The sequence below is a fragment of the Sphingomonas bisphenolicum genome (assembly GCF_024349785.1).
GTDB lineage: Bacteria > Pseudomonadota > Alphaproteobacteria > Sphingomonadales > Sphingomonadaceae > Sphingobium > Sphingobium bisphenolicum.
On record NZ_AP018817.1, the window covers coordinates 1,980,182 to 1,997,778 of the forward strand.

At 60.6% G+C, this 17,597-nt stretch carries 18 protein-coding genes; 13 read left to right on the forward strand and 5 right to left on the reverse strand.

Annotated features, from left to right (window positions below):
- Positions 1–80: 80 nt before the first annotated feature.
- Together ribB and SBA_RS09795 are read right to left on the reverse strand one after the other, a co-directional pair.
- Positions 81–1,214 carry a 3,4-dihydroxy-2-butanone-4-phosphate synthase gene (gene ribB / locus SBA_RS09790; RefSeq protein WP_261934272.1) on the reverse strand — a complete coding sequence of 378 codons (1,134 nt, stop codon included), beginning with the start codon at positions 1,212–1,214 and terminating at the stop codon, positions 81–83.
- Entirely contained in the window at positions 1,211–2,008 is a 798-nt protein-coding gene (locus SBA_RS09795; RefSeq protein WP_261934273.1) for a DUF2889 domain-containing protein, read from the reverse strand. The genes ribB and SBA_RS09795 overlap by 4 nt, the downstream gene beginning before the upstream one ends.
- Positions 2,009–2,118: 110 nt before the next feature.
- Here SBA_RS09795 and SBA_RS09800 point away from each other — a divergent pair, with 110 nt between their 5' ends.
- On the forward strand, positions 2,119–2,826 hold the full coding sequence (locus tag SBA_RS09800) for a TetR/AcrR family transcriptional regulator (protein ID WP_261934274.1): 708 nt from the start codon (positions 2,119–2,121) through the stop codon (positions 2,824–2,826).
- On the opposite strand, the gene SBA_RS09805 is transcribed toward SBA_RS09800, so the two are convergent.
- Together SBA_RS09805 and SBA_RS09810 are read right to left on the reverse strand one after the other, a co-directional pair.
- Positions 2,816–3,121, reverse strand: coding sequence for a nuclear transport factor 2 family protein (locus SBA_RS09805; RefSeq protein WP_261934275.1), 306 nt, complete (start codon positions 3,119–3,121; stop codon positions 2,816–2,818). The two genes, SBA_RS09800 and SBA_RS09805, sit on opposite strands and share 11 nt — an antisense overlap.
- A 119-nt stretch (positions 3,122–3,240) precedes the next feature.
- Complete coding sequence (locus SBA_RS09810; RefSeq protein WP_315975765.1) at positions 3,241–4,890, reverse strand: class I adenylate-forming enzyme family protein; 1,650 nt, start codon at positions 4,888–4,890, stop codon at positions 3,241–3,243.
- Between the two features lie 148 nt (positions 4,891–5,038).
- On the opposite strand from SBA_RS09810, the gene SBA_RS09815 reads away from it, so the two are divergent.
- From SBA_RS09815 to SBA_RS09830, 4 genes are all read left to right on the forward strand, one after another.
- On the forward strand, positions 5,039–6,193 hold the full coding sequence (locus SBA_RS09815) for an LLM class flavin-dependent oxidoreductase (protein WP_261934276.1): 1,155 nt from the start codon (positions 5,039–5,041) through the stop codon (positions 6,191–6,193).
- 38 nt (positions 6,194–6,231) lie between these two features.
- Positions 6,232–7,338: an LLM class flavin-dependent oxidoreductase gene (locus SBA_RS09820; protein WP_261934277.1), complete on the forward strand. Its 1,107-nt coding sequence runs from the start codon at positions 6,232–6,234 to the stop codon at positions 7,336–7,338.
- Between the two features lie 158 nt (positions 7,339–7,496).
- Positions 7,497–8,588 (forward strand): zinc-binding dehydrogenase, encoded by a 1,092-nt coding sequence (locus tag SBA_RS09825; RefSeq protein ID WP_261934278.1) that lies wholly within the window; start codon positions 7,497–7,499, stop codon positions 8,586–8,588.
- A 10-nt stretch (positions 8,589–8,598) separates the two neighbouring features.
- Positions 8,599–9,399 carry an SDR family NAD(P)-dependent oxidoreductase gene (locus SBA_RS09830; protein WP_261934279.1) on the forward strand — a complete coding sequence of 267 codons (801 nt, stop codon included), beginning with the start codon at positions 8,599–8,601 and terminating at the stop codon, positions 9,397–9,399.
- A gap of 55 nt (positions 9,400–9,454) precedes the next feature.
- On the opposite strand, the gene SBA_RS09835 is transcribed toward SBA_RS09830, so the two are convergent.
- Positions 9,455–10,114: a carboxymuconolactone decarboxylase family protein gene (locus SBA_RS09835; RefSeq protein ID WP_261934280.1), complete on the reverse strand. Its 660-nt coding sequence runs from the start codon at positions 10,112–10,114 to the stop codon at positions 9,455–9,457.
- Between the two features lie 138 nt (positions 10,115–10,252).
- On the opposite strand from SBA_RS09835, the gene SBA_RS09840 reads away from it, so the two are divergent.
- From SBA_RS09840 to SBA_RS09875, 8 genes are all read left to right on the forward strand, one after another.
- Positions 10,253–12,643: a TonB-dependent receptor gene (locus SBA_RS09840; protein WP_261934281.1), complete on the forward strand. Its 2,391-nt coding sequence runs from the start codon at positions 10,253–10,255 to the stop codon at positions 12,641–12,643.
- A 70-nt stretch (positions 12,644–12,713) separates the two neighbouring features.
- The gene (locus SBA_RS09845) at positions 12,714–13,172 is read left to right on the forward strand and encodes a nuclear transport factor 2 family protein (RefSeq protein ID WP_261934282.1); all 459 of its coding nucleotides are present in this window, start codon (positions 12,714–12,716) and stop codon (positions 13,170–13,172) included.
- A gap of 7 nt (positions 13,173–13,179) precedes the next feature.
- Positions 13,180–14,016 (forward strand): enoyl-CoA hydratase-related protein, encoded by an 837-nt coding sequence (locus SBA_RS09850; RefSeq protein WP_261934283.1) that lies wholly within the window; start codon positions 13,180–13,182, stop codon positions 14,014–14,016.
- Complete coding sequence (locus tag SBA_RS09855) at positions 14,017–14,787, forward strand: enoyl-CoA hydratase-related protein (protein ID WP_009821808.1); 771 nt, start codon at positions 14,017–14,019, stop codon at positions 14,785–14,787.
- A gap of 23 nt (positions 14,788–14,810) precedes the next feature.
- The gene (locus SBA_RS09860) at positions 14,811–15,035 is read left to right on the forward strand and encodes a dodecin (protein WP_037542269.1); all 225 of its coding nucleotides are present in this window, start codon (positions 14,811–14,813) and stop codon (positions 15,033–15,035) included.
- Positions 15,036–15,140: 105 nt separating this feature from the next.
- Entirely contained in the window at positions 15,141–16,220 is a 1,080-nt protein-coding gene (locus SBA_RS25210) for a flavin reductase (protein ID WP_390902327.1), read from the forward strand.
- A gap of 56 nt (positions 16,221–16,276) precedes the next feature.
- Entirely contained in the window at positions 16,277–17,038 is a 762-nt protein-coding gene (locus SBA_RS09870) for an SDR family NAD(P)-dependent oxidoreductase (protein ID WP_261934284.1), read from the forward strand.
- A 12-nt stretch (positions 17,039–17,050) separates the two neighbouring features.
- Positions 17,051–17,557, forward strand: coding sequence for a nuclear transport factor 2 family protein (locus SBA_RS09875; protein WP_066602667.1), 507 nt, complete (start codon positions 17,051–17,053; stop codon positions 17,555–17,557).
- Positions 17,558–17,597: the final 40 nt, after the last annotated feature.

Below are 17,597 nucleotides of genomic sequence, written 5' to 3' on the forward strand. Positions count from 1 at the left end.
GCTTATCGCGTCAGGTCACCGGGCGCTGCATGCGCTTCAGGGGAATGCCGGCGAGCCGGCATTCCCGATGGCGATACAAGTCAAGCCTGCGACTGCACCAGGCGCATGGCCGGCTCAACAAGCGGTCGCTTGGCCACCACCTTCAGACCAAAGCCTTCCAGCGCAGTCATTTTCGTCGGGCTTGAGGTGAGAAGGATCATTTCTCCTACCCCCAGATCAAGCAACATCTGCGCTCCGATACCGTAGTCGCGATAGCCGTGCGTGTCGGAATAGGCTTTGCGGTTGCCCTTGATCCGCTCCGAAATCGATGACGGATTGGGATCGGATACGAACACCGCCACGGCTGGCCCGTCATACTCCGAAAGTGCAGCCAGTGCTGTCGGGACATAGTTGCGATGTGCTTCCCGCCAGCCCAGAATATCCGCCGTCAGATCCAGCTGATGCACGCGCACCAGCGTCGGTTTATCCTTCGTAGGCGAGCCCCGGACGAGCGCGACATGCTCGGCGCCGTCTATCTTGTTGCGATAGACGATCACCTGGAAGTCACCATGCCAACTCTCGAACGGCGCCTCAGCCACGCGCTCTACCAACGTCTCAAGACGTCGACGGTAGGCGATAAGGTCGGATATCGTCCCGACCTTCATCTTGTGTTCGCGAGCGAAGCGCAGAAGATCAGGCAAGCGACTCATCGTGCCGTCGTCATTCATGACCTCGCAAATGACGCCAGCAGGCGTGAGGCCAGCCAGACGCGAGATATCGACGGCTGCCTCGGTATGGCCAGCGCGAACCAGCACGCCGCCGTCGCGGGCGGTAAGCGGGAACACATGTCCGGGCGAGACGATATCATGCGCCTGCTTGGAGGGGGCCACCGCTACGGCAATGGTATGAGCCCGGTCATGCGCCGAGATCCCGGTTGAAACCCCTTCGCGGGCTTCGATCGAGACGGTGAACGCCGTACCATGACCGCTTTCGTTGCGGGTTGCCATCGGCCGCAGATCGAGTTGCTTGGCGCGTTCGTTTGTGATCGCCAGGCAGATCAGGCCACGGGCATGGGTCGCCATGAAGGTGATGATCCGCGGTGTCGCGAACTGCGCGGGAATGATGATGTCGCCTTCGTTTTCGCGATCCGGCGCATCCACGAGAATATAGGGAAGCCCGTTGCGCGCATCCTCGATGATCTCTTCGATCGGCGCAATTTCACCATAGTCAGTCATTGGAAAAAGCCTTTGAAATATGCGGTAACATGCGGTGGAAGTGAGGCGACGGCGACGCCGTCGGTAAAGTCCCGGACGTAGCCGACGATGCTGGTCGCGGTGTCGAAATGGTCCTGGGAATAGCTGTGGCAGGCGTCGCGCATCGCTGGCGCAGCGTTGAGTGGCACGGCCGGCGAAAGATCAACCAGATGCCGCCGGCCTCGGGCGACGAAAACACCTCGCTGCAGCATGATCGCCAGATCGAGGTCGTCCCCGCTGAACTGCTCGCGTGCCCACGACGCAAAGCCTTTCATCATCGGTTTGCCAGCAAGTTTCGGTGGCTCGACTATATGGTGATCCTGAACGTACCAGTTGTGGACGATCGCCCCGTCTCGCTCGACCTTGATCCATACCGGCGCACCAGCTTCGTCGGGTATCTCGATGAGAACCTCGCGCTTGAGCGGCGTCTGGCTGGTGGCGTTCCTGAACGCCCAATATGCCAAATCCATCAGATGCGTGCAGTTGAGAACAGGTGGCAAACGCTCGCGGAACGCCAGCATGTCACCATCGACAGGCAGGCCTTTCAACTTGCCGAGCGGACGGTCGGCCGAACCACAGCTGGTCGCCGGTCCACGCGCCACTCGCGCCTCGATATCAGTTACATGCCCATTGGCATGATGCATGACCAGCCACATCGAATGATGGGTATCGTCGAGCGTAACGAGGATTTTTCCGGACACGCGGAATGTTCGAACCAGCCGCCGAAAGCAGCCGGTCCCATATTCCGGGTTCACAGGGAAATGGCTTAGACTCACTTATTCCTCTCCAGATTTCATCTTATATGAAAGCCGGATTTCGTCAACGCCGACGTTGACGTTGATGAGGCCGCTTGCCTCCCACGTGTGTTGAGTGCAAGTTCGGGGACATGAATGATAAAAGCAGCAACATTTCTAAACGCCGGCGGACGGCTCGTGCAAAAGACAGCGCCGATTATGTCGCCAAGCGGGCGGAGGTGCTGGGCGCGGCCGCCACTTTGTTCAAGCAGCAGGGCTTCCATTCCACGCGGCTCGTGGATGTCGCCCGAGAAGCTGGTCTCGATCGGGCCACCATCTATTATTACGCCGGCAGTAAGGAGGAATTGCTGCAGGATATCGTTGGGGGTGTCCTAGACACGGCCATCGCTGCCGCGGAGGAATTGCGTGCGAATGACGCACTCACCGGCATGCAGCGGCTGCATCAGATCTTCGTGATCCTGATGACGAGCTATGAAGAAAATTATCCGGCGACTTTCGTCTATATCCAGGAGCAGATGCATCAGGTCGGCGTGCAGGAAACCGAATGGGCGCAGTTGATCATGAAGCGTACGCGTTTGTTCGACCGGATGCTGATCGATTTCATTAAGGAGGGTATCGAGGATGGCGATCTGCGATCGGACATACCGCCCCGTCTCCATGAGAATGCTCTGTTCGGAATGCTGAACTGGACGCATCGCTGGTTCGTACCGGGCGGCAGCCTGACAGGACGACAGGTCGCCGAAACATTCTGGTCGATCTATACGGGCGGAGCGCTCACGGACGCAGGCCGTGCGAAGATGCTTCCATCGCCGCCGGTCCTCAGCGCCGTCAGCGGCTGAGGTCGCCCAGCACGCCAACCTCGGATTGCTGTCCGAATATCTCCAGCATATGCTGTGTGTCGGAATATTCCCGCACGCTGCGGATCCGGTCCCCGTCGAGATCGAACCTGAAATGATAGGCATTGGCATAGACGCGACCGTCGCACAGCCTTGCATATGAGGTCGCTTCCACTGACACTTGTCGATCTTCGCTGATCATGCTCGACGGCGTGATCGTCAACGCCCCATCGAGATAGAGCGGTTTTACGTTCCGCAGCAAACTGCCCAGCGTGGCCTTGTCGATCGTCCCGGACATGCCGTCCAGATTCCCCAAGATCCACCATGTCGCGTCTTCGGTCAGATATTCGAGGATCGCCTCTACATCGCCCTACGAAAAACTATCCAGAAACGCGGCAACGATAGCCTTGGGCTCGCTCATGAAGCCGGCTCTTTAAGCCGATCCCGCAGCGCTCGCTTGTCGATCTTCGTGGCGGACATCGGCCAGTCGGACGCAGCAAGAAATATGATCGCGCGCGGGACCTTGTAGCTTGCGATCCGGCCCCGGCAGTGCGCGATGAGGCCCTCTTCGTCGATGTCATGTCCCGGATGAATTTCGACGAACGCAACCGGAACTTCATCGAGGCGGATGTCGAAACGGCCGACTACCTCAACAGTCTTGACTGCCGGATGCGTAGCGAGAAAGGCCTCGATCTCGACAGCGGCGACATTTTCGCCACCGACCTTCAGCATGTCCTTGTAGCGACCGCCAAAGACCAGGCTTCCACCGGGAAGGCGCGTATACAAATCGCCGGTCTTGAGCCAACCGTCAGGCGTGAGGGCTTCCGCCGTTTTCTCCGGCGCTGCCCAATACCCCTCCATCACATTATAGCCACGCACCCAGATTTCGCCGAGCGTGCCGTCGGGAAGGTCGATGCCGGTTTCCGGATCCACAATGCGAATCTCGATGCCAGGGCTCGCCTTTCCATTCGTGGTTGATCGCGACACCCGATCTTCGTCCGGATCGCTCAATGCGAAAACGCCGGCTGTTTCGGTCATGCCGCAGCCCTGTATCACTTCGCAGCTTGGAAGCAGGGTCTGGACCAAATCGACCTGCGCAGGCGGCGCGATGATGCACAGATGCCGCATGCTGGTGAGTTTTGCCGGATCGAAACTCTGATGCCCAATAAGTCCCTGCATGATCGCCGGGAACCACGGCCATGTCAGGGTGACCTTTTCGTCATACATGAGCTGAAGCGCCCGGCCGGCATCGAAATAGCCGTCGGTCAGGAACGTGCCTGCGACTCCGAGGCATCCCACGAACGGGGCGAATGTGCCGATGTGGAAGAGTGGGCCAGCACCCCAAACGACATCATGGCCCGGCGATTTCAGTCTGTATCTTGCCCGTTCCACCGGTCCGCGCGTGACCGCCTCATGGCTCAGGACGCAGCCCTTCGGGTTGGCCGTCGTGCCAGAGGTGTAGATGATGAGCGCAGCATCGCGCACCCGGACTTGCCGCCGCCTGGTTTCGATAGCCGACGGCTCGATATGGTCGGCCAGCGCATGGAAAGTTGCGACGTCCATCACGCCCGCGCCGCCGCTGCCGCGTACGAGCACGATATGCTCAAGATGAGGTGCCGGTTCTCCTTCCAGCCCGCTTGCCAGAACCGCCGGGAAATCCACCGGATCGTCGGGATGTCGGCTCGTCAGGATCGCCACCAGATCGGCATTGCGGATGATATATCCCAATTCCGTCGCCTTGTGGCGCGCGTTCAGCGGTACGGCAACGCAGCCGAGCAGCGCAACGCCAAGAATGGCTTCGGCGAATTCCACGCAATTGGGGATCAGCAGGCCGACATGTTCGCCACGGCGGACGCCCAGAGCCGTCAGCGATCGTGCGACTCGAACAGCCCCATCGCGCATAGCCGAATAGGTGGCGCGCTGGCCGGGCAGCACCAGAGCATCACGCTCCGGAGCGATTGCCGCTGCCCGGAAAAGCAGGTCCCCCAAGGTTGAAACTTCGGTCGTGATCGGACGATCCATCATGTTCCTCTCCGCTCCAGGCCGTGCAGCTTCGCACAGCATCATCGAGCCGAATGCACTTATGCGAAAAAAAATTAGGGGTCGTCAACACGAGAGTTGACAAGTCTTCCGAAAGGGGATTGGATTAGGGGGTCGACACAGGATCAACCCTAATAGCGGGGGAGCATGAAAGCTCCTTTGGGGATGGAGAGGTATGAAGTTTCATCTTATGCAGACCGGTGTTGTCGGTCGCCGTCATGAAATCGAGCAGGGCATGGCCGGTCAGCGGCCGGAACTGTATCAGCGCTTCCTCGATGAGGTTAAGGGCTATGTACAACTCGCCGACGAGCTTGGTTTCTACGGCTATTGCCAACCCGAACATCACCTTCAGATCGAGGGTTTCGAGGCCAACAATCACCCTGGCATGTTCAGCCTGTTCGTCGGGCAGCACAGCAAGAGGATGAAGGCCGGCATCATGGGCTACACCATGACCACCCACAATCCGGTTCGCGTCGCGGAGGAAATCGCGACGCTCGATCATATGCTGCAAGGCCGCCTCTACTGTGGCTTCACGCGCGGCTATCATGCACGCTGGGTGGACGCCTACGGTATCAAGGAAGGTGTCAGTGCCACGACCCCCGACAATGTGAAGGCGCGCGACGAGCAGGATGCGCGCAACCGCTCGCTGTTCGAAGAAGGCGTGCGCGTCGTTAAGAAGGCCTGGACCAACGATGTGTTCAGCCACAAGGGCGACAACTGGCAGTTTCCGCCAGAGGGCGGCTCCACCGGCCATCCCGCTTATGCCAAATATGGCAAGGGCCAGGACGAGAATGGTCGCGTCCAGCAGATCGGCATCGCGCCGCTGCCCTATCAGCGCCCCCATCCGCCGATCTATGGCGGCTTCGCGGCGTCCGGCCGCACGATCGACTTCTGGGCCGAGGAAGGCGGGAAGCTGATCGTTCTTTCCGACAATATCGACTTTTGCGAGCAACTGAACAATCGCTACATCGCGACCGCCGCCAAGAATGGCCGCGAGGTTACGAGGACGGATGCATCGGCCTGGGGAGGCTTCCTCATGCTGACCGACGACAAGGATCATGCGGCCAAGCTCATGGAAGAGCATATGTGGTTCTGGGACGAATGGTTCATTCCGCTCGGCCAGCGCCCGCCAAACGTCCTGATCGGCTCGGCCGACGAGATCGCCGACAAGATTGGCCGGGCGCATGATCGCCTCGGCTTCGACGAACTCTTCCTCATGTTCGGACAGGGGCATCTGGAGCCTGAAGCCAATCAGGAAGAACTGGAGAAGTTCATCAGCAAGGTCGCGCCGCGCTTCTCGACGAAGGATGCCGAAGGCACCTTCGTCTGAACCAGCCCCACGCGCGCAGAAAAGATTAGGAGAGTAAAATGGCAATGCAGTGCGGCATCTTCATGACCCCCTACAATCCGCCGAGCCGGACGGCGCGGCAGGTTTTCGACTGGGCGCTCGACATAGCGCGGATCGCCGATGAGGCAGGCTATGCCGATTTCATGATCGGCGAACATTACACCCTTGGCTGGGAAAATATTCCCATGCCCGAGGCCATCATTGCTGCTTGCGCCCAGACGACTAAGCAGATTCGCTTCGCACCGATGGCGCATCTGCTGCCCTATCACGACCCTGCCACGCTCGCGATCCGCATCGGCTGGCTAAGCCAGGTGATGGAAGGACGTTACTTCCTAGGCGTGGCGCCGGGCGGCCACCATACCGATGCCATTCTTCATGGCTTCGAGAGCATCTCCGAACTGCCGCCAATGCAGTTGGAGGCGTTGCATCTGATGGAGCGCGTGTGGGAAGGAAAACCGTTCCTCGAGAAGGGGAAGTTCTTCAAGGCGGGCTTCCCCGGCGACGCGACGATGCCGGAATATAATGTCGTCATCGCCGACAACAGTCCTTATGGCGGCCGCGACAAGCTCGAAATCGCCGTCACCGGCTTGTCGCAAAATTCGTCGTCGATGCGTTTCGCCGGCGAGCGCGATTACTCGCCTATTTCCTTCTTCGGCGGTACCCCGCAGATGAAGGCGCACTGGGATACCTGGGCGACGGCGATGGAATCGAAGGGGCGTACACCCGATCGCAAACGCTATCGTGTTTGCCGCGATGTCTTCATCGCGGACACCGATGCGGAGGCCAAACGGCGCTTCCTTGCCAGCGGCCTCGCCCAGACGTGGAAGCATTATCTCAAGGAAATCTACGTCAAGTTCGGCCTGTTCAACGGCATCATCCAGGACTCAGGCAAGGATCTGACGCCCGACGATATCGACGAGGATTTCCTCGCCGAGCATGTGGTGCTGTGCGGCTCGCCCGAAACTGCGATCGAGAAGCTCGAAGCCCTTGCCGACAAGGTCGGCGGCTGGGGCCAGTTGGTCTATAACCAGCATGACAGCATCGACGATCCCAAGCCCTGGGAAGAGTCGTTGCGCCGGTTCGCGTCGGAAGTCGCACCGAAGGTGCGGATGCCCGGCATCGACTGAACCCGCAAACAGCGCATCCTTGGAGGCGCGCTACCTGTTCCCGTCCTTGCTGACTGCACGAGGCAAGGGCGGGAGTGTAGCGGGCAGGGGGCCCGTCTGCGTTTTGCGTCACTAAGATTCCGACAGGGCCAACGAGGCCGATCGTAAGGAGAGAGAAAATGGCAACCGGCCGCGCCACCGTCCTGGTGGAACCCAACAAACTGGAAACGTGGGACGTGCCGGTGGTCGAACCCGAGCATGGCGGGGCGCTGGTGCGCATCGTGCTGGGCGGCGTGTGCGGCAGCGACGTCCACATTACCACGGGACAGGCCGGTGTCATGCCGTTCCCCATCATCCTGGGCCATGAAGGTATCGGACGGATCGAGAAGCTCGGTGGCTTTGATACCGATTATGCCGGCGTGCCAGTCAAGCCGGGCGACCTTGTCTACTGGTCGCCGATTTCCGCCTGTCATCGCTGCCACAGCTGCAACGTCCTCGACGAAACTCCTTGCGAGAATTCGCGGTTTTTCGAAGACGCCAGCAAGCCCAATTGGGGCAGCTATGCCGACTTCGCCTGGCTGCCCAATGGCCTTGCCTTTTTCAAGCTTCCGGACGGCGCAGATCCGCTTGCCGTCGCGGCGTTGGGTTGCGCGCTGCCAACCGTGCTGCGCGGCTTTGACCGCTGCGGACCGGTTCGTCTCGGCGAAACAGTCGTTGTACAGGGCGCCGGACCGGTGGGCCTGTCGGCCGTCCTCGTCGCCAAACAGGCCGGCGCCAGGGACGTGATCGTCATCGACGGTGTCGAGAGCAAGCTGGAGGTGGCGCGGAGTCTGGGCGCGACAGCAACAGTCTCGCTGTCGGATTCGCCTGAAGAACGGCGCCGGCAGATATATGACATCGCCGGTCCTTCCGGCCCGTCGCTGGTCGTAGAGGCTGCGGGTTTCCTGCCAGCTTTCCCTGAAGGTGTCGACCTCACCGGCATTCATGGCCGCTACGTCATTCTGGGCCTGTGGGGAGCGATCGGTACGCAACCCATCTCCCCTCGCGACATGACGACCAAGAATATCACGATCGCCGGGGCGACCTTCCCAAAGCCCAAACATTATTATGGCGCGATGCACCTGGCCGCGCAGTTGCAGGACAAGGTGCCCCTCGCATCGCTGGTGACGCATCGCTACGCGATTGAAGATGCCGACAAGGCCCTGGACGCAGTCCATCACGGCAAAGTGATCAAGGCGGTCATCGATCCCGAACTCTCGCCGGCAAGCTGAGGAACGGGAAATGGGCAATAGCGTCACAGGCAAGAGCATTATCGTCACGGGCGCCGGAAGCGGCATGGGTCGGGCCTGCGCCATCGAAATGGCGCGTCAGGGCGGCAAGGTCTTCGCCGTCGACATCAACCTCCAGGCAGTCGAGGAAACTGTCGCTCAGATAATCGGGGAAGGGTTCGTCGGCGTAGCGCATCAATGCGACCTGCGCGACCCCGAGCAGATCAAGGCGATGATGACGAAAGCGGCGGAATTGTTCGACGGCATCGACGTGCTGCACAACAACGCTGCCGTGCATGAGACCGACCTTACCGCGCAGACCTCGATCGAGGACCTGCCTGACGACGTGTGGGACAAGGTCTATGAGATCAATCTGCGCGCCGTATGGCTGGCGATCAAATATGCAGCGCCCTATCTCAAGGCGTCGAAGCGCGGTCCTGCCATCGTCAATGTGGCATCGACCGGCGCATTCGTATCCTACCCCCAGGCCGGCGCCTATTGCGCAACGAAGGGTGGCGTCCTGATGCTGACCAAGGCGGCCTCCGTCGATCTCGCCAAATATGGCATAAGGTGCAACTGCTACTGTCCTGGCGCTGTCGATACGCCGATGGTCCAGAAATATTACGAGGCGGCGCCGGACAAGGATCTCATTCTGTCCGTGATGACCGGCTCCCATCTCATCCCGCGCCTTGGGCGACCCGAGGAGATTGCGAAGCTCGCCTGCTTCCTGGCCTCGGACGATTCCAGTTTCATCACCGGCGCTGCCTATGTGATCGATGGTGGCACGCTGGCTTGGCGCGGCGTGAACGCCTGAACTTTAAGGGGCGAAAGCGGCATTCCGATCATTTGGTCGGGATGCCGCTTTTGATTCAATCCACGCCCACATGTGCCGGTGTCTGAGCGGCAAGTTGCAGGCAGTCCTCGAGTGCGCGCCGTCCGGCCCCCAATTTGATGGCATTGGCCAGGTGCAGTCTAAAGCCCGGCATGAACCGGTGCGAAGGCATCGCATCGCTAGCCATTGCAAGCAGTTCTTTGGTGCGGGCCGACACCGTCCGTGTTTTCCACGGCACCGCGCAGAAGTCGAAGAACGCCTCGAACTGCGCTTGCGACAGTTTGAGCATCGAGCGCAGAAATCCCGGCAACTCGTCTTCCATCCGATCCCAGAAAGGATCGTTTCCGACGCGGGCGTCCCAGATCTTCTGCTCGTCTGAGGTGAAGGCAATGGTGCCGTCGCTTTCGGTCAGGCCGGCCCCTGTCGTGATGAGACTGGAGGTCAGCATCAGCGAGTGCACGCCCAGACCCGCTATCAAAGAGACGATCTCCTGTATCTGCTGTGTGGTGGCCCCAAGTGCCAGGGCCTCGGTTATCGCACGTCCGCTGGCGGCCTTGTTCAGGGACGGGAGGGCACAGGCGAGGCCCAGTTTGACAAGCGCCCGATCGATAGCGGGCAGGGCCTCACCATCATCCACGTCCGCAGCCGTTACCAGCGCGCTGAACTCCTCAATCCCAACTCCCGACGACAACGCCATGATTTTTTCTCCGCTTTTTCAACTCTGGTGTTGACGGCTCAATATGCTTGTGTCAACTCCAGCGTTGACGATGGAGGGACATACTGAGTCCCCCACGTGAACTGGCCTTAACACGGCCTATAGGAGAGGGAGGATAGCTTGACCCGAGCATTTACCAAGCAGCTGCGCCATATGAGCCTTCTGGCGTCTACAGCCATTGCTATCACGACACTGCCAGCCGGCATTGCCAGCGCGCAGGTGGCCGATCAGGCTAACGAACCCGCCACGCGCGGCGGTGCGGCCGACATCGTCGTTACGGCGCAAAAGCGCGAACAGCGTCTGAACGACGTGGGTCTTGCGGTCACCGCTATCGGCGGCGAAGCCCTTCAAAATCGCCAGATTGCGAGCCTTACGGATATCGCCTCGGCCGTTCCCGGACTCGTATTTTCCAACAGCGCATCCAACACGCCAGTCTACACCCTGCGCGGCGTAGGCTTCAACGACACGACGCTTGGCTCCTATCCGGACGTCAGCGTCTATCTGGACGAAGCGCCGCTTCCGTTCCCGGTCATGACCAAGCTTGTCGGGTTCGACCTCGACCGCCTTGAAGTGCTCAAGGGGCCGCAGGGCACGCTCTTTGGCAACAATGCCACTGGTGGCGCGATCAACTTTATCGCTGCCAAGCCGACCAAGACTTTCGAGGCCGGCGGCACGGTAAGCTATGGTCGTTTCAACGCCATTGACGGCGAAGCCTATGTCAGCGGACCGATCTCCGACACGCTGGGTGTTCGCATTTCGGGCAAGGCTACCCATTCCGATGACTGGCAGAAAAGCTATACCACCGACGCAAAGACCGGTGGCAGCGAGAATTATGCCGGCCGCATCATCCTTGCCTGGGAACCGACCGATCGGCTCCGGGTCAACCTCAACGTCAATGGATGGCTCGAGAAGGGCAAGCCGCCAGCGCTGCAGCTGATCGGCATCCGCAACGCAGGTCCTGGCAACCCAGTCACAGGATATCCGCTGGCGCCCGAGAATGCCCGCTCGGCTGATTTCTCGACGAACATCGATCCTTATCTCGACAACAGCATGTGGCAGGCGATCGGACGGATCGACTATGATCTGACCGATGATATCTCGGTGACTTCGCTGACATCCTATGTCGATTACAAGCAGAAGATGGCGTTCGACGGCGACGGCACTACGCTCAACAACGCGGATTTCCGCTTCTTCGGCGGCGGCATCAAGAGCTTCTCGCAGGAACTGCGCATCGCCAATGGCGGCAACAACCCCTTCCGCTACATCCTGGGTCTGAACTATTCCGACGATCGTGCGAAGGACAGGTCGGAGCTCGACTATCGCGACTCCACGATCAATACCGGCACCGCGGCATTCGGAGGGATTTTCCGGTCTGGTTTCCGCGCCAACCAGAATATGAAGAATTACGCTGCCTTCGCCAACGCGGAATATGATGTCGGCGACCTGACCTTCAAGGGCGGTATCCGCTATACAAAGTCCAAGCGGGAAGCGAACAGCTGCTTCTTCGGCATCGCCGCCGAAGGCTCGAACCTGCCGTTCGCGCCGCTCTACACCTTCTTCGCCAACCTGCTCCGTTCGCAAAACGGCCTGTCGCCGATCACTGTCACGCCCGAACAGACGCTGGGCTGCCTGACCATCGACAATACCGGACTGCTGGGCGCTGATCCGACTTTCCTGCCCGGCCAGTTCGTCGGCAAGCTGAACGAGGATAACGTCTCATGGCGTGCGGGCATCGATTATAAGCCGCGTCCCGGTATCCTGCTCTATGCCAACGTCGCCAAGGGCTACAAGGCGGGCAGCTTCCCCTCGGTCGCGGCATCGACGACCCAGCAGAGCCAGCCGGTGCGTCAGGAATCGCTGCAATCCTATGAAGCGGGCTTCAAGCTGTCGCTGATCGACCGGACGCTCCAGGCCAATGGCGCGATCTTCTACTACGACTATCGCAACCGCCAGATCCGCTCGAAACTGCTCGATCCCAATTTCGGTCCGCTCGACGTTCTGGTGAACGTGCCCAAGTCCAACGTGAAGGGTCTCGAACTGGAACTGACGGCCAATCCTGCCGACTGGTTCAGCGCCTACGCCAACTTCACCTATCTCGACGCCAAGGTGAAGCGTTACACCGGCCTCAACCCGGAAACGCTGGCGGTCGGACAGAATTTCGACGGTGCGGCACTCCCCTACACGCCGAAATATCAGATCTCGACGGGCTTCAGCGTGGACTTCCCGGTCAGCGACAACCTCAACGGTTTCGGTGGCGCGGATCTCAACTATCGTAGCCAGACCAATGCGTTCATCGGCGCCTCGAACCTGTTCGAGATCAAGGACTACGGCACGCTCGATCTGCGGGCAGGCATCAAGTCTCAGGATGACCGCTGGTCGTTCCAGGTCTGGGGCAAGAACGTGACCAACAGCTACTATTGGGACAACGTCGCCTTCTTCTTCGACACCGTGACGCGCTGGCCGGCCCGCCCGGCTACCTATGGCGCAACCTTGAGCGTCAAGTTCCGCTGACGCTCACTCGCCCGCTCGGCCGAGGGGGCGAGCGGGAGGGACTACCGCTTTCAAAGGAGAATGACGAAAGATGACTGACCAGCAGATATCGCGGCTTTTGGAGCAGCAGGCGATCGAACGGATGATGTTCGAATATTCCTACTATCTCGACATGAACGATCCCGTGAACATGGCGACGCTCTTCGTGGATGACTGCGAGGTCAGCTACGCTCCCAATTTCGGCGCGGTCGGCATCGAAGCCTATAAGAAAACCCTGGACGGTATCGGCACCTTCTTCAAGGGCACCAGCCACCATAATTCCAATACTGTCGTCGACTTTATCAGCGAGACCGAAGCGGACGTCCGCTCGATCGTGCTGGCGGTCCATCGCTACACCAAGGAGCGTCCCGACGGCATCCTGTACGGCCAGTATTTCGATCGCGTCGTAAAAGTCGATGGGCAGTGGAAGTTCAAGCGCCGCGAGCTGCGCACGACGATGACCACCGACTATCACGTCAAGGCTTTCAACCCCATCGGCCGGCTGGAGTAATCGCTCCATGCCTCCCTATGAAGCCATCAGGATAGAGCATGAGGAGGCGTTGAGCTGGATCGTGCTCAATCGTCCCGAGGCCGCCAACGCCTTGTCGCCGCAATTGCTCGACGAGTTCGGCCATGCGCTCGAAACGCTCAAGCATGAAGGCGGTCCGGTCATCGCCATACGGGGCGAGGGCCGGGGCTTCTGTTCTGGCATCGATCTGGGAGGCTATGGCGGGGGCGACAAGGGGCCGGCGGATCCGATGGCCGACCGCGCCCGGCTTGAAGCCAACGTTGCGCGCTGGTTGCAGATGTGGGACCATCCAAAGCCCGTCATCGCGGCGGTCCATGGCTATTGCATGGCCGCCGCCGCACAGATGTGCGTGTTCACCGACATCACGGTGGTTGCCGATAATGTGAAGATCGGCGAACCGACCATTCCCATAGGCGGCGGCTTCATTGCTCCCGCCTGGGTTTCCCTCGTCGGGCACAAGCGGGCGAAGGAATTTGCATTTGTGCCGGGCAACTGGATCGATGGACCCACTGCCGTCGAATGGGGCTGGGCCAATCATTGCGTTCCGGCCGACGACCTCATCGCCTGCGTCCGCTCGCTGGCCGAGCGCATTGGCCTCACGCCGTCTGAAGTGCTCAGGCTCAAGAAGCTTTCTATCAACCGTGCGGCCGAAGCCCAGGGCTTCCGTCAGTCGCTCTCGGGCATCGCCGAGATCGACGCGCTGCTGCACCTCGCACCCGCCGTCCTCGAGATCCGTGCCCGTATGAAGGACAAGGGCCTCAAGGCGGTTATCCAGGAATATAAAGTCGCGCCGACGAGCCCGCTGGTCGCGCCAAAGGAGCCATGAATGTCTGACATCGAATTCACGAAAGACGGCCATACCGCGCATGTGAAGCTCAACCGTCCGCAAGGTCTCAATGCGATCACGCAGGAGATGGATGATCTGCTGCTCGCGGCATGGACCGACATCAACGACGACCCGGATATCTGGACCGTCATTCTTTCGGCTGAAGGCGAGAAAAGCTTCTGCATCGGTGCGGACGTCTCCGGCGGCGCCGAGCGCAAGACGCGCATGGCGCTGGCTGGTGGCCTGACCGGCATCGGCGGCCCGCTCGTAAAACTGAAAAAGCCCCTTATCGTTGCGGTCCAGGGCTTCTGCGTTGGTGGCGGTTTCGAACTCGCCATGTGCGCCGACATCATCGTTGCGGCCGACACAGCCCAGTTCGGCCTGCCCGAAACAAAGGTCGGCATCATCGGCGAATGCGGCGTCGTGCATCGCGCCGTGCGCCAGCTTCCCCACCATATCGCAATGGCCATGATCCTGACCGGCGATCGCATCAAGGCGGAAGCCGCGGAGCGCTATGGTCTGGTCAATGAGGTCGTTCCCTATGCCGACCTCGCTGCCACGGCGCAGAAATGGGCCGACAAGATCAATGGTGCATCGCCGCTGGCTAACCAGGCCGCGAAGGTCGCTGCTCTCGACCGGCTCGGCTACCCGCTCGAGGTCGCCCTCATGACGAAGTTCGAGGAAATCGAGCAATATGCCGCCAGCGCGGACAAGCGCGAAGGCGAACAGGCCGCGGGCGAACGCCGCAAGCCGGTGTGGACCGGACGCTGACCTAACCAAGGAGGAGCCAGGTAATGAGTGATCATGTCTATCGTGTTATTGAGATCGTCGGCTCCTCCACGTCGAGTGTGGACGACGCGATCAAGACCGCCATCGCGCGCGCCAGCGAGACACTGCATGGCCTGCGATGGTTCGAGTTGGTTCAGACCCGTGGACATATCGAGGACGGTCAGATCCAGCACTTTCAGGTCACATTGAAAGTCGGCTTCGTCGTCGACCCCGTGACCGGCTCCGACTGAACGCCATACTGAACGAGGCGCCCTGTGTTATCTTCTCAGCAAGTCCTTCCCATCGACCCCAAATGGTATCGCCAGGTTCTCGGGCAGTATCCGACCGGTGTTTGCGTGATCACCGCGACGGCCAGCGATGGCGTTCCCGTATCGATGGTCGTGGGTTCCTTCACGTCGGTCTCGCTGAACCCGGCGTTGGTCGCCTTCTTTCCCGATCGCGGATCGAGCAGTTGGGCCAAGTTGCGCGACTGCGAGCATTTCTGCGTGAATATCCTGGGCGCAGAGCAGGAGCCTGTCTGTCGCCAACTTGCGTCCAAGGACCCTAACAAATTTGACGGCGTCGCCCACCGGATTTCGGAACGAAGCTGTCCTGTCCTTGAAGATGTGGTCGCGTGGATAGAATGCCGACGCTACGCCATCACCGATGCTGGGGACCATGAGATGGTCACAGGCGAAATTGTCGCGCTCGACATCGCTGGCGGCGGACTGCCTCTTCTCTTCTTTCAGGGCGGCTATGGCCAGTTTGCCCCCGGCTCGCTCGTCGCGAGCGAAGCGCCGGGCCTGTCTCTTGCCCAGCTTCGGCAGGTCGATCGGGCGCGCGCCGAACTGGAGCGTCTTGCTGCCGAAACCGGGGGACGCTGCATTGTTACCCTCCGGGCCGGCGAGGAACTGATCGTGGCAGCGAGTGCCGGACAGGAACATATTCCAGGCATCGCAACGCTCGTCGGGCAACGATTGCCGTTCCGCCTGCCGACCGGGTCGGTGTTCGCAGCGTGGCTCTCCGATCAGGAAGTCGGCCCCTGGCTTGGCCGCCACGACGTTCCGGTTCGCAAAACTGCGGCCACCGTTCTTGCCACAGTGCGCGAACGCGGCTTCTCGGTCGGCCTTATCAGCGAGGCACAACGCATCTTCTCCGCGCAACTGGCCGCCGCGGGTGACGACGAGATCGCGGTCGAGGCGCTGGAGGAACTGATTTCCGACCTGGCCTATGATCCGGCCGAATGGACCGATGCGACCAAGGGACAGGCGCGGGTCGTCTCGGTGCCGGTTTTTGGTACCGACGGCGCCATCGCAATGGCGCTGACACTCTATGGTTTCCCCAAGCCTCCAGAAGGCGGCATCGATATCTATATCGCGCATCTGATCGAAGCAGCCACCCGCGTGGGCGCGGGTCTTGGAGCCCGCGCGCAATAGAATATGAACCTGCCGGGCGACAGCAGCCTTTTCATTCAACTTTCAAGGAGACACCGATGGACATGCGTGATGTCGCAGCAATCGTCACGGGAGGCGCATCGGGCCTGGGTGGCGCGACAGCCTCGATGCTTGCCGCGCACGGCGCACGGGTCGCGATCTTCGATCTCAATGAGGAGCAGGGGACCAGGAAGGCCCAGGAATTGGGCGGCGCCTTCTTCCGGGTCGATGTCGCCGACGCGCAGAGCGTGAAGGATGGGCTGGAAGCCGCAGCACAGGCGCACGGCACGGCGCGCATCCTGGTGAACTGCGCAGGCGTCGCGCCGGCGATCAAGACGGTCGGTCGGGAAAATGTGCCGCATCCGCTCGACAGCTTTCGCCGCGCCGTCGAGATCAATCTCATCGGCAGCTTCAACGTCATCGCCCAGTTCGCCGCCCTTCTGGCCGCTGCCGAGCCCGTCGGCGAGGAACGTGGCGTCATCGTCAACACCGCAAGTGTTGCTGCCTATGACGGGCAGATGGGCCAGGCGGCCTACGCCGCGTCCAAGGGCGGCGTCGTGGGCATGACGCTACCGGTCGCCCGCGATCTGGCGCAGCACAAGATCAGGGTCATGACGGTCGCCCCGGGCATCTTCCTGACGCCGATGCTGATGGGATTGCCCCAGCCGGCGCAGGATTCGCTTGGTCAGCAGGTTCCGCATCCCAGCCGCTTGGGCCGCCCGGAAGAATATGCTCAACTGGTGGAAGCCATCATCGGCAACCCCATGCTCAATGGTGAAGTCATCAGGCTCGACGGCGCGATCAGAATGGCGCCGCGATAGAAGGAGAGAGAAATGGACCTGGAGCAACGCATTCGCCGACTGGAGGATCGCAATGCGATCTCGGATCTCGTCGTCTCCTATTTCTTGGCGTCTGACGATGACGATTCCGACGGCGTGGCGGCCAGCTTCATTCCCGACGCCACATTCAGTTCTTCGGGCGTTCTCAATGCGACCGGTCGCGATGCCATCGTCGAATTCATAAAGACGGCCCGTTCCTATATGGGGTTGACTGTACATACCCCCCATTATGTCCAGTGCCGGTTCGAGTCCGACGATCGGGCTACCGGCCTTGTCGGCGCACATCTGGAATTGGTCCTGGGTGGCACGAGCGTCGTCGGCGCTGTCCGCTATGTCGATAGCTATGTCCGGGACGGAGAGGTCTGGCGTTTTGCATCGCGCGATATGCGCACCGTTCATATCGCACCGTGGGATGAGGTCGGCGCGGCGTTTGCCTCGACGACCCCGGTGCGCTGGCCGGGCGGCGAAGCTGCCGCCTCGGATTTCCCGCGCAAATCTTAGTTCTAGTGCAGGCGTGCCGGTCCGCTGGACATGGCACGCC

What these genes read in the sequence shown, in the direction of transcription:
- ribB (WP_261934272.1), bottom strand. Translation starts at nt 1,214, where the DNA reads ATGACTGACTATGGTGAAATTGCGCCGATCGAAGAGATCATCGAGGAT.
- SBA_RS09800 (WP_261934274.1), top strand. Translation starts at nt 2,119, where the DNA reads ATGAATGATAAAAGCAGCAACATTTCTAAACGCCGGCGGACGGCTCGT.
- SBA_RS09805 (WP_261934275.1), bottom strand. Translation starts at nt 3,121, where the DNA reads ATGTCCGGGACGATCGACAAGGCCACGCTGGGCAGTTTGCTGCGGAAC.
- SBA_RS09810 (WP_315975765.1), bottom strand. Translation starts at nt 4,890, where the DNA reads ATGATGCTGTGCGAAGCTGCACGGCCTGGAGCGGAGAGGAACATGATG.
- SBA_RS09815 (WP_261934276.1), top strand. Translation starts at nt 5,039, where the DNA reads ATGAAGTTTCATCTTATGCAGACCGGTGTTGTCGGTCGCCGTCATGAA.
- SBA_RS09820 (WP_261934277.1), top strand. Translation starts at nt 6,232, where the DNA reads ATGGCAATGCAGTGCGGCATCTTCATGACCCCCTACAATCCGCCGAGC.
- SBA_RS09825 (WP_261934278.1), top strand. Translation starts at nt 7,497, where the DNA reads ATGGCAACCGGCCGCGCCACCGTCCTGGTGGAACCCAACAAACTGGAA.
- SBA_RS09830 (WP_261934279.1), top strand. Translation starts at nt 8,599, where the DNA reads ATGGGCAATAGCGTCACAGGCAAGAGCATTATCGTCACGGGCGCCGGA.
- SBA_RS09835 (WP_261934280.1), bottom strand. Translation starts at nt 10,114, where the DNA reads ATGGCGTTGTCGTCGGGAGTTGGGATTGAGGAGTTCAGCGCGCTGGTA.
- SBA_RS09845 (WP_261934282.1), top strand. Translation starts at nt 12,714, where the DNA reads ATGACTGACCAGCAGATATCGCGGCTTTTGGAGCAGCAGGCGATCGAA.
- SBA_RS09850 (WP_261934283.1), top strand. Translation starts at nt 13,180, where the DNA reads ATGCCTCCCTATGAAGCCATCAGGATAGAGCATGAGGAGGCGTTGAGC.
- SBA_RS09855 (WP_009821808.1), top strand. Translation starts at nt 14,017, where the DNA reads ATGTCTGACATCGAATTCACGAAAGACGGCCATACCGCGCATGTGAAG.
- SBA_RS09860 (WP_037542269.1), top strand. Translation starts at nt 14,811, where the DNA reads ATGAGTGATCATGTCTATCGTGTTATTGAGATCGTCGGCTCCTCCACG.
- SBA_RS09870 (WP_261934284.1), top strand. Translation starts at nt 16,277, where the DNA reads ATGGACATGCGTGATGTCGCAGCAATCGTCACGGGAGGCGCATCGGGC.
- SBA_RS09875 (WP_066602667.1), top strand. Translation starts at nt 17,051, where the DNA reads ATGGACCTGGAGCAACGCATTCGCCGACTGGAGGATCGCAATGCGATC.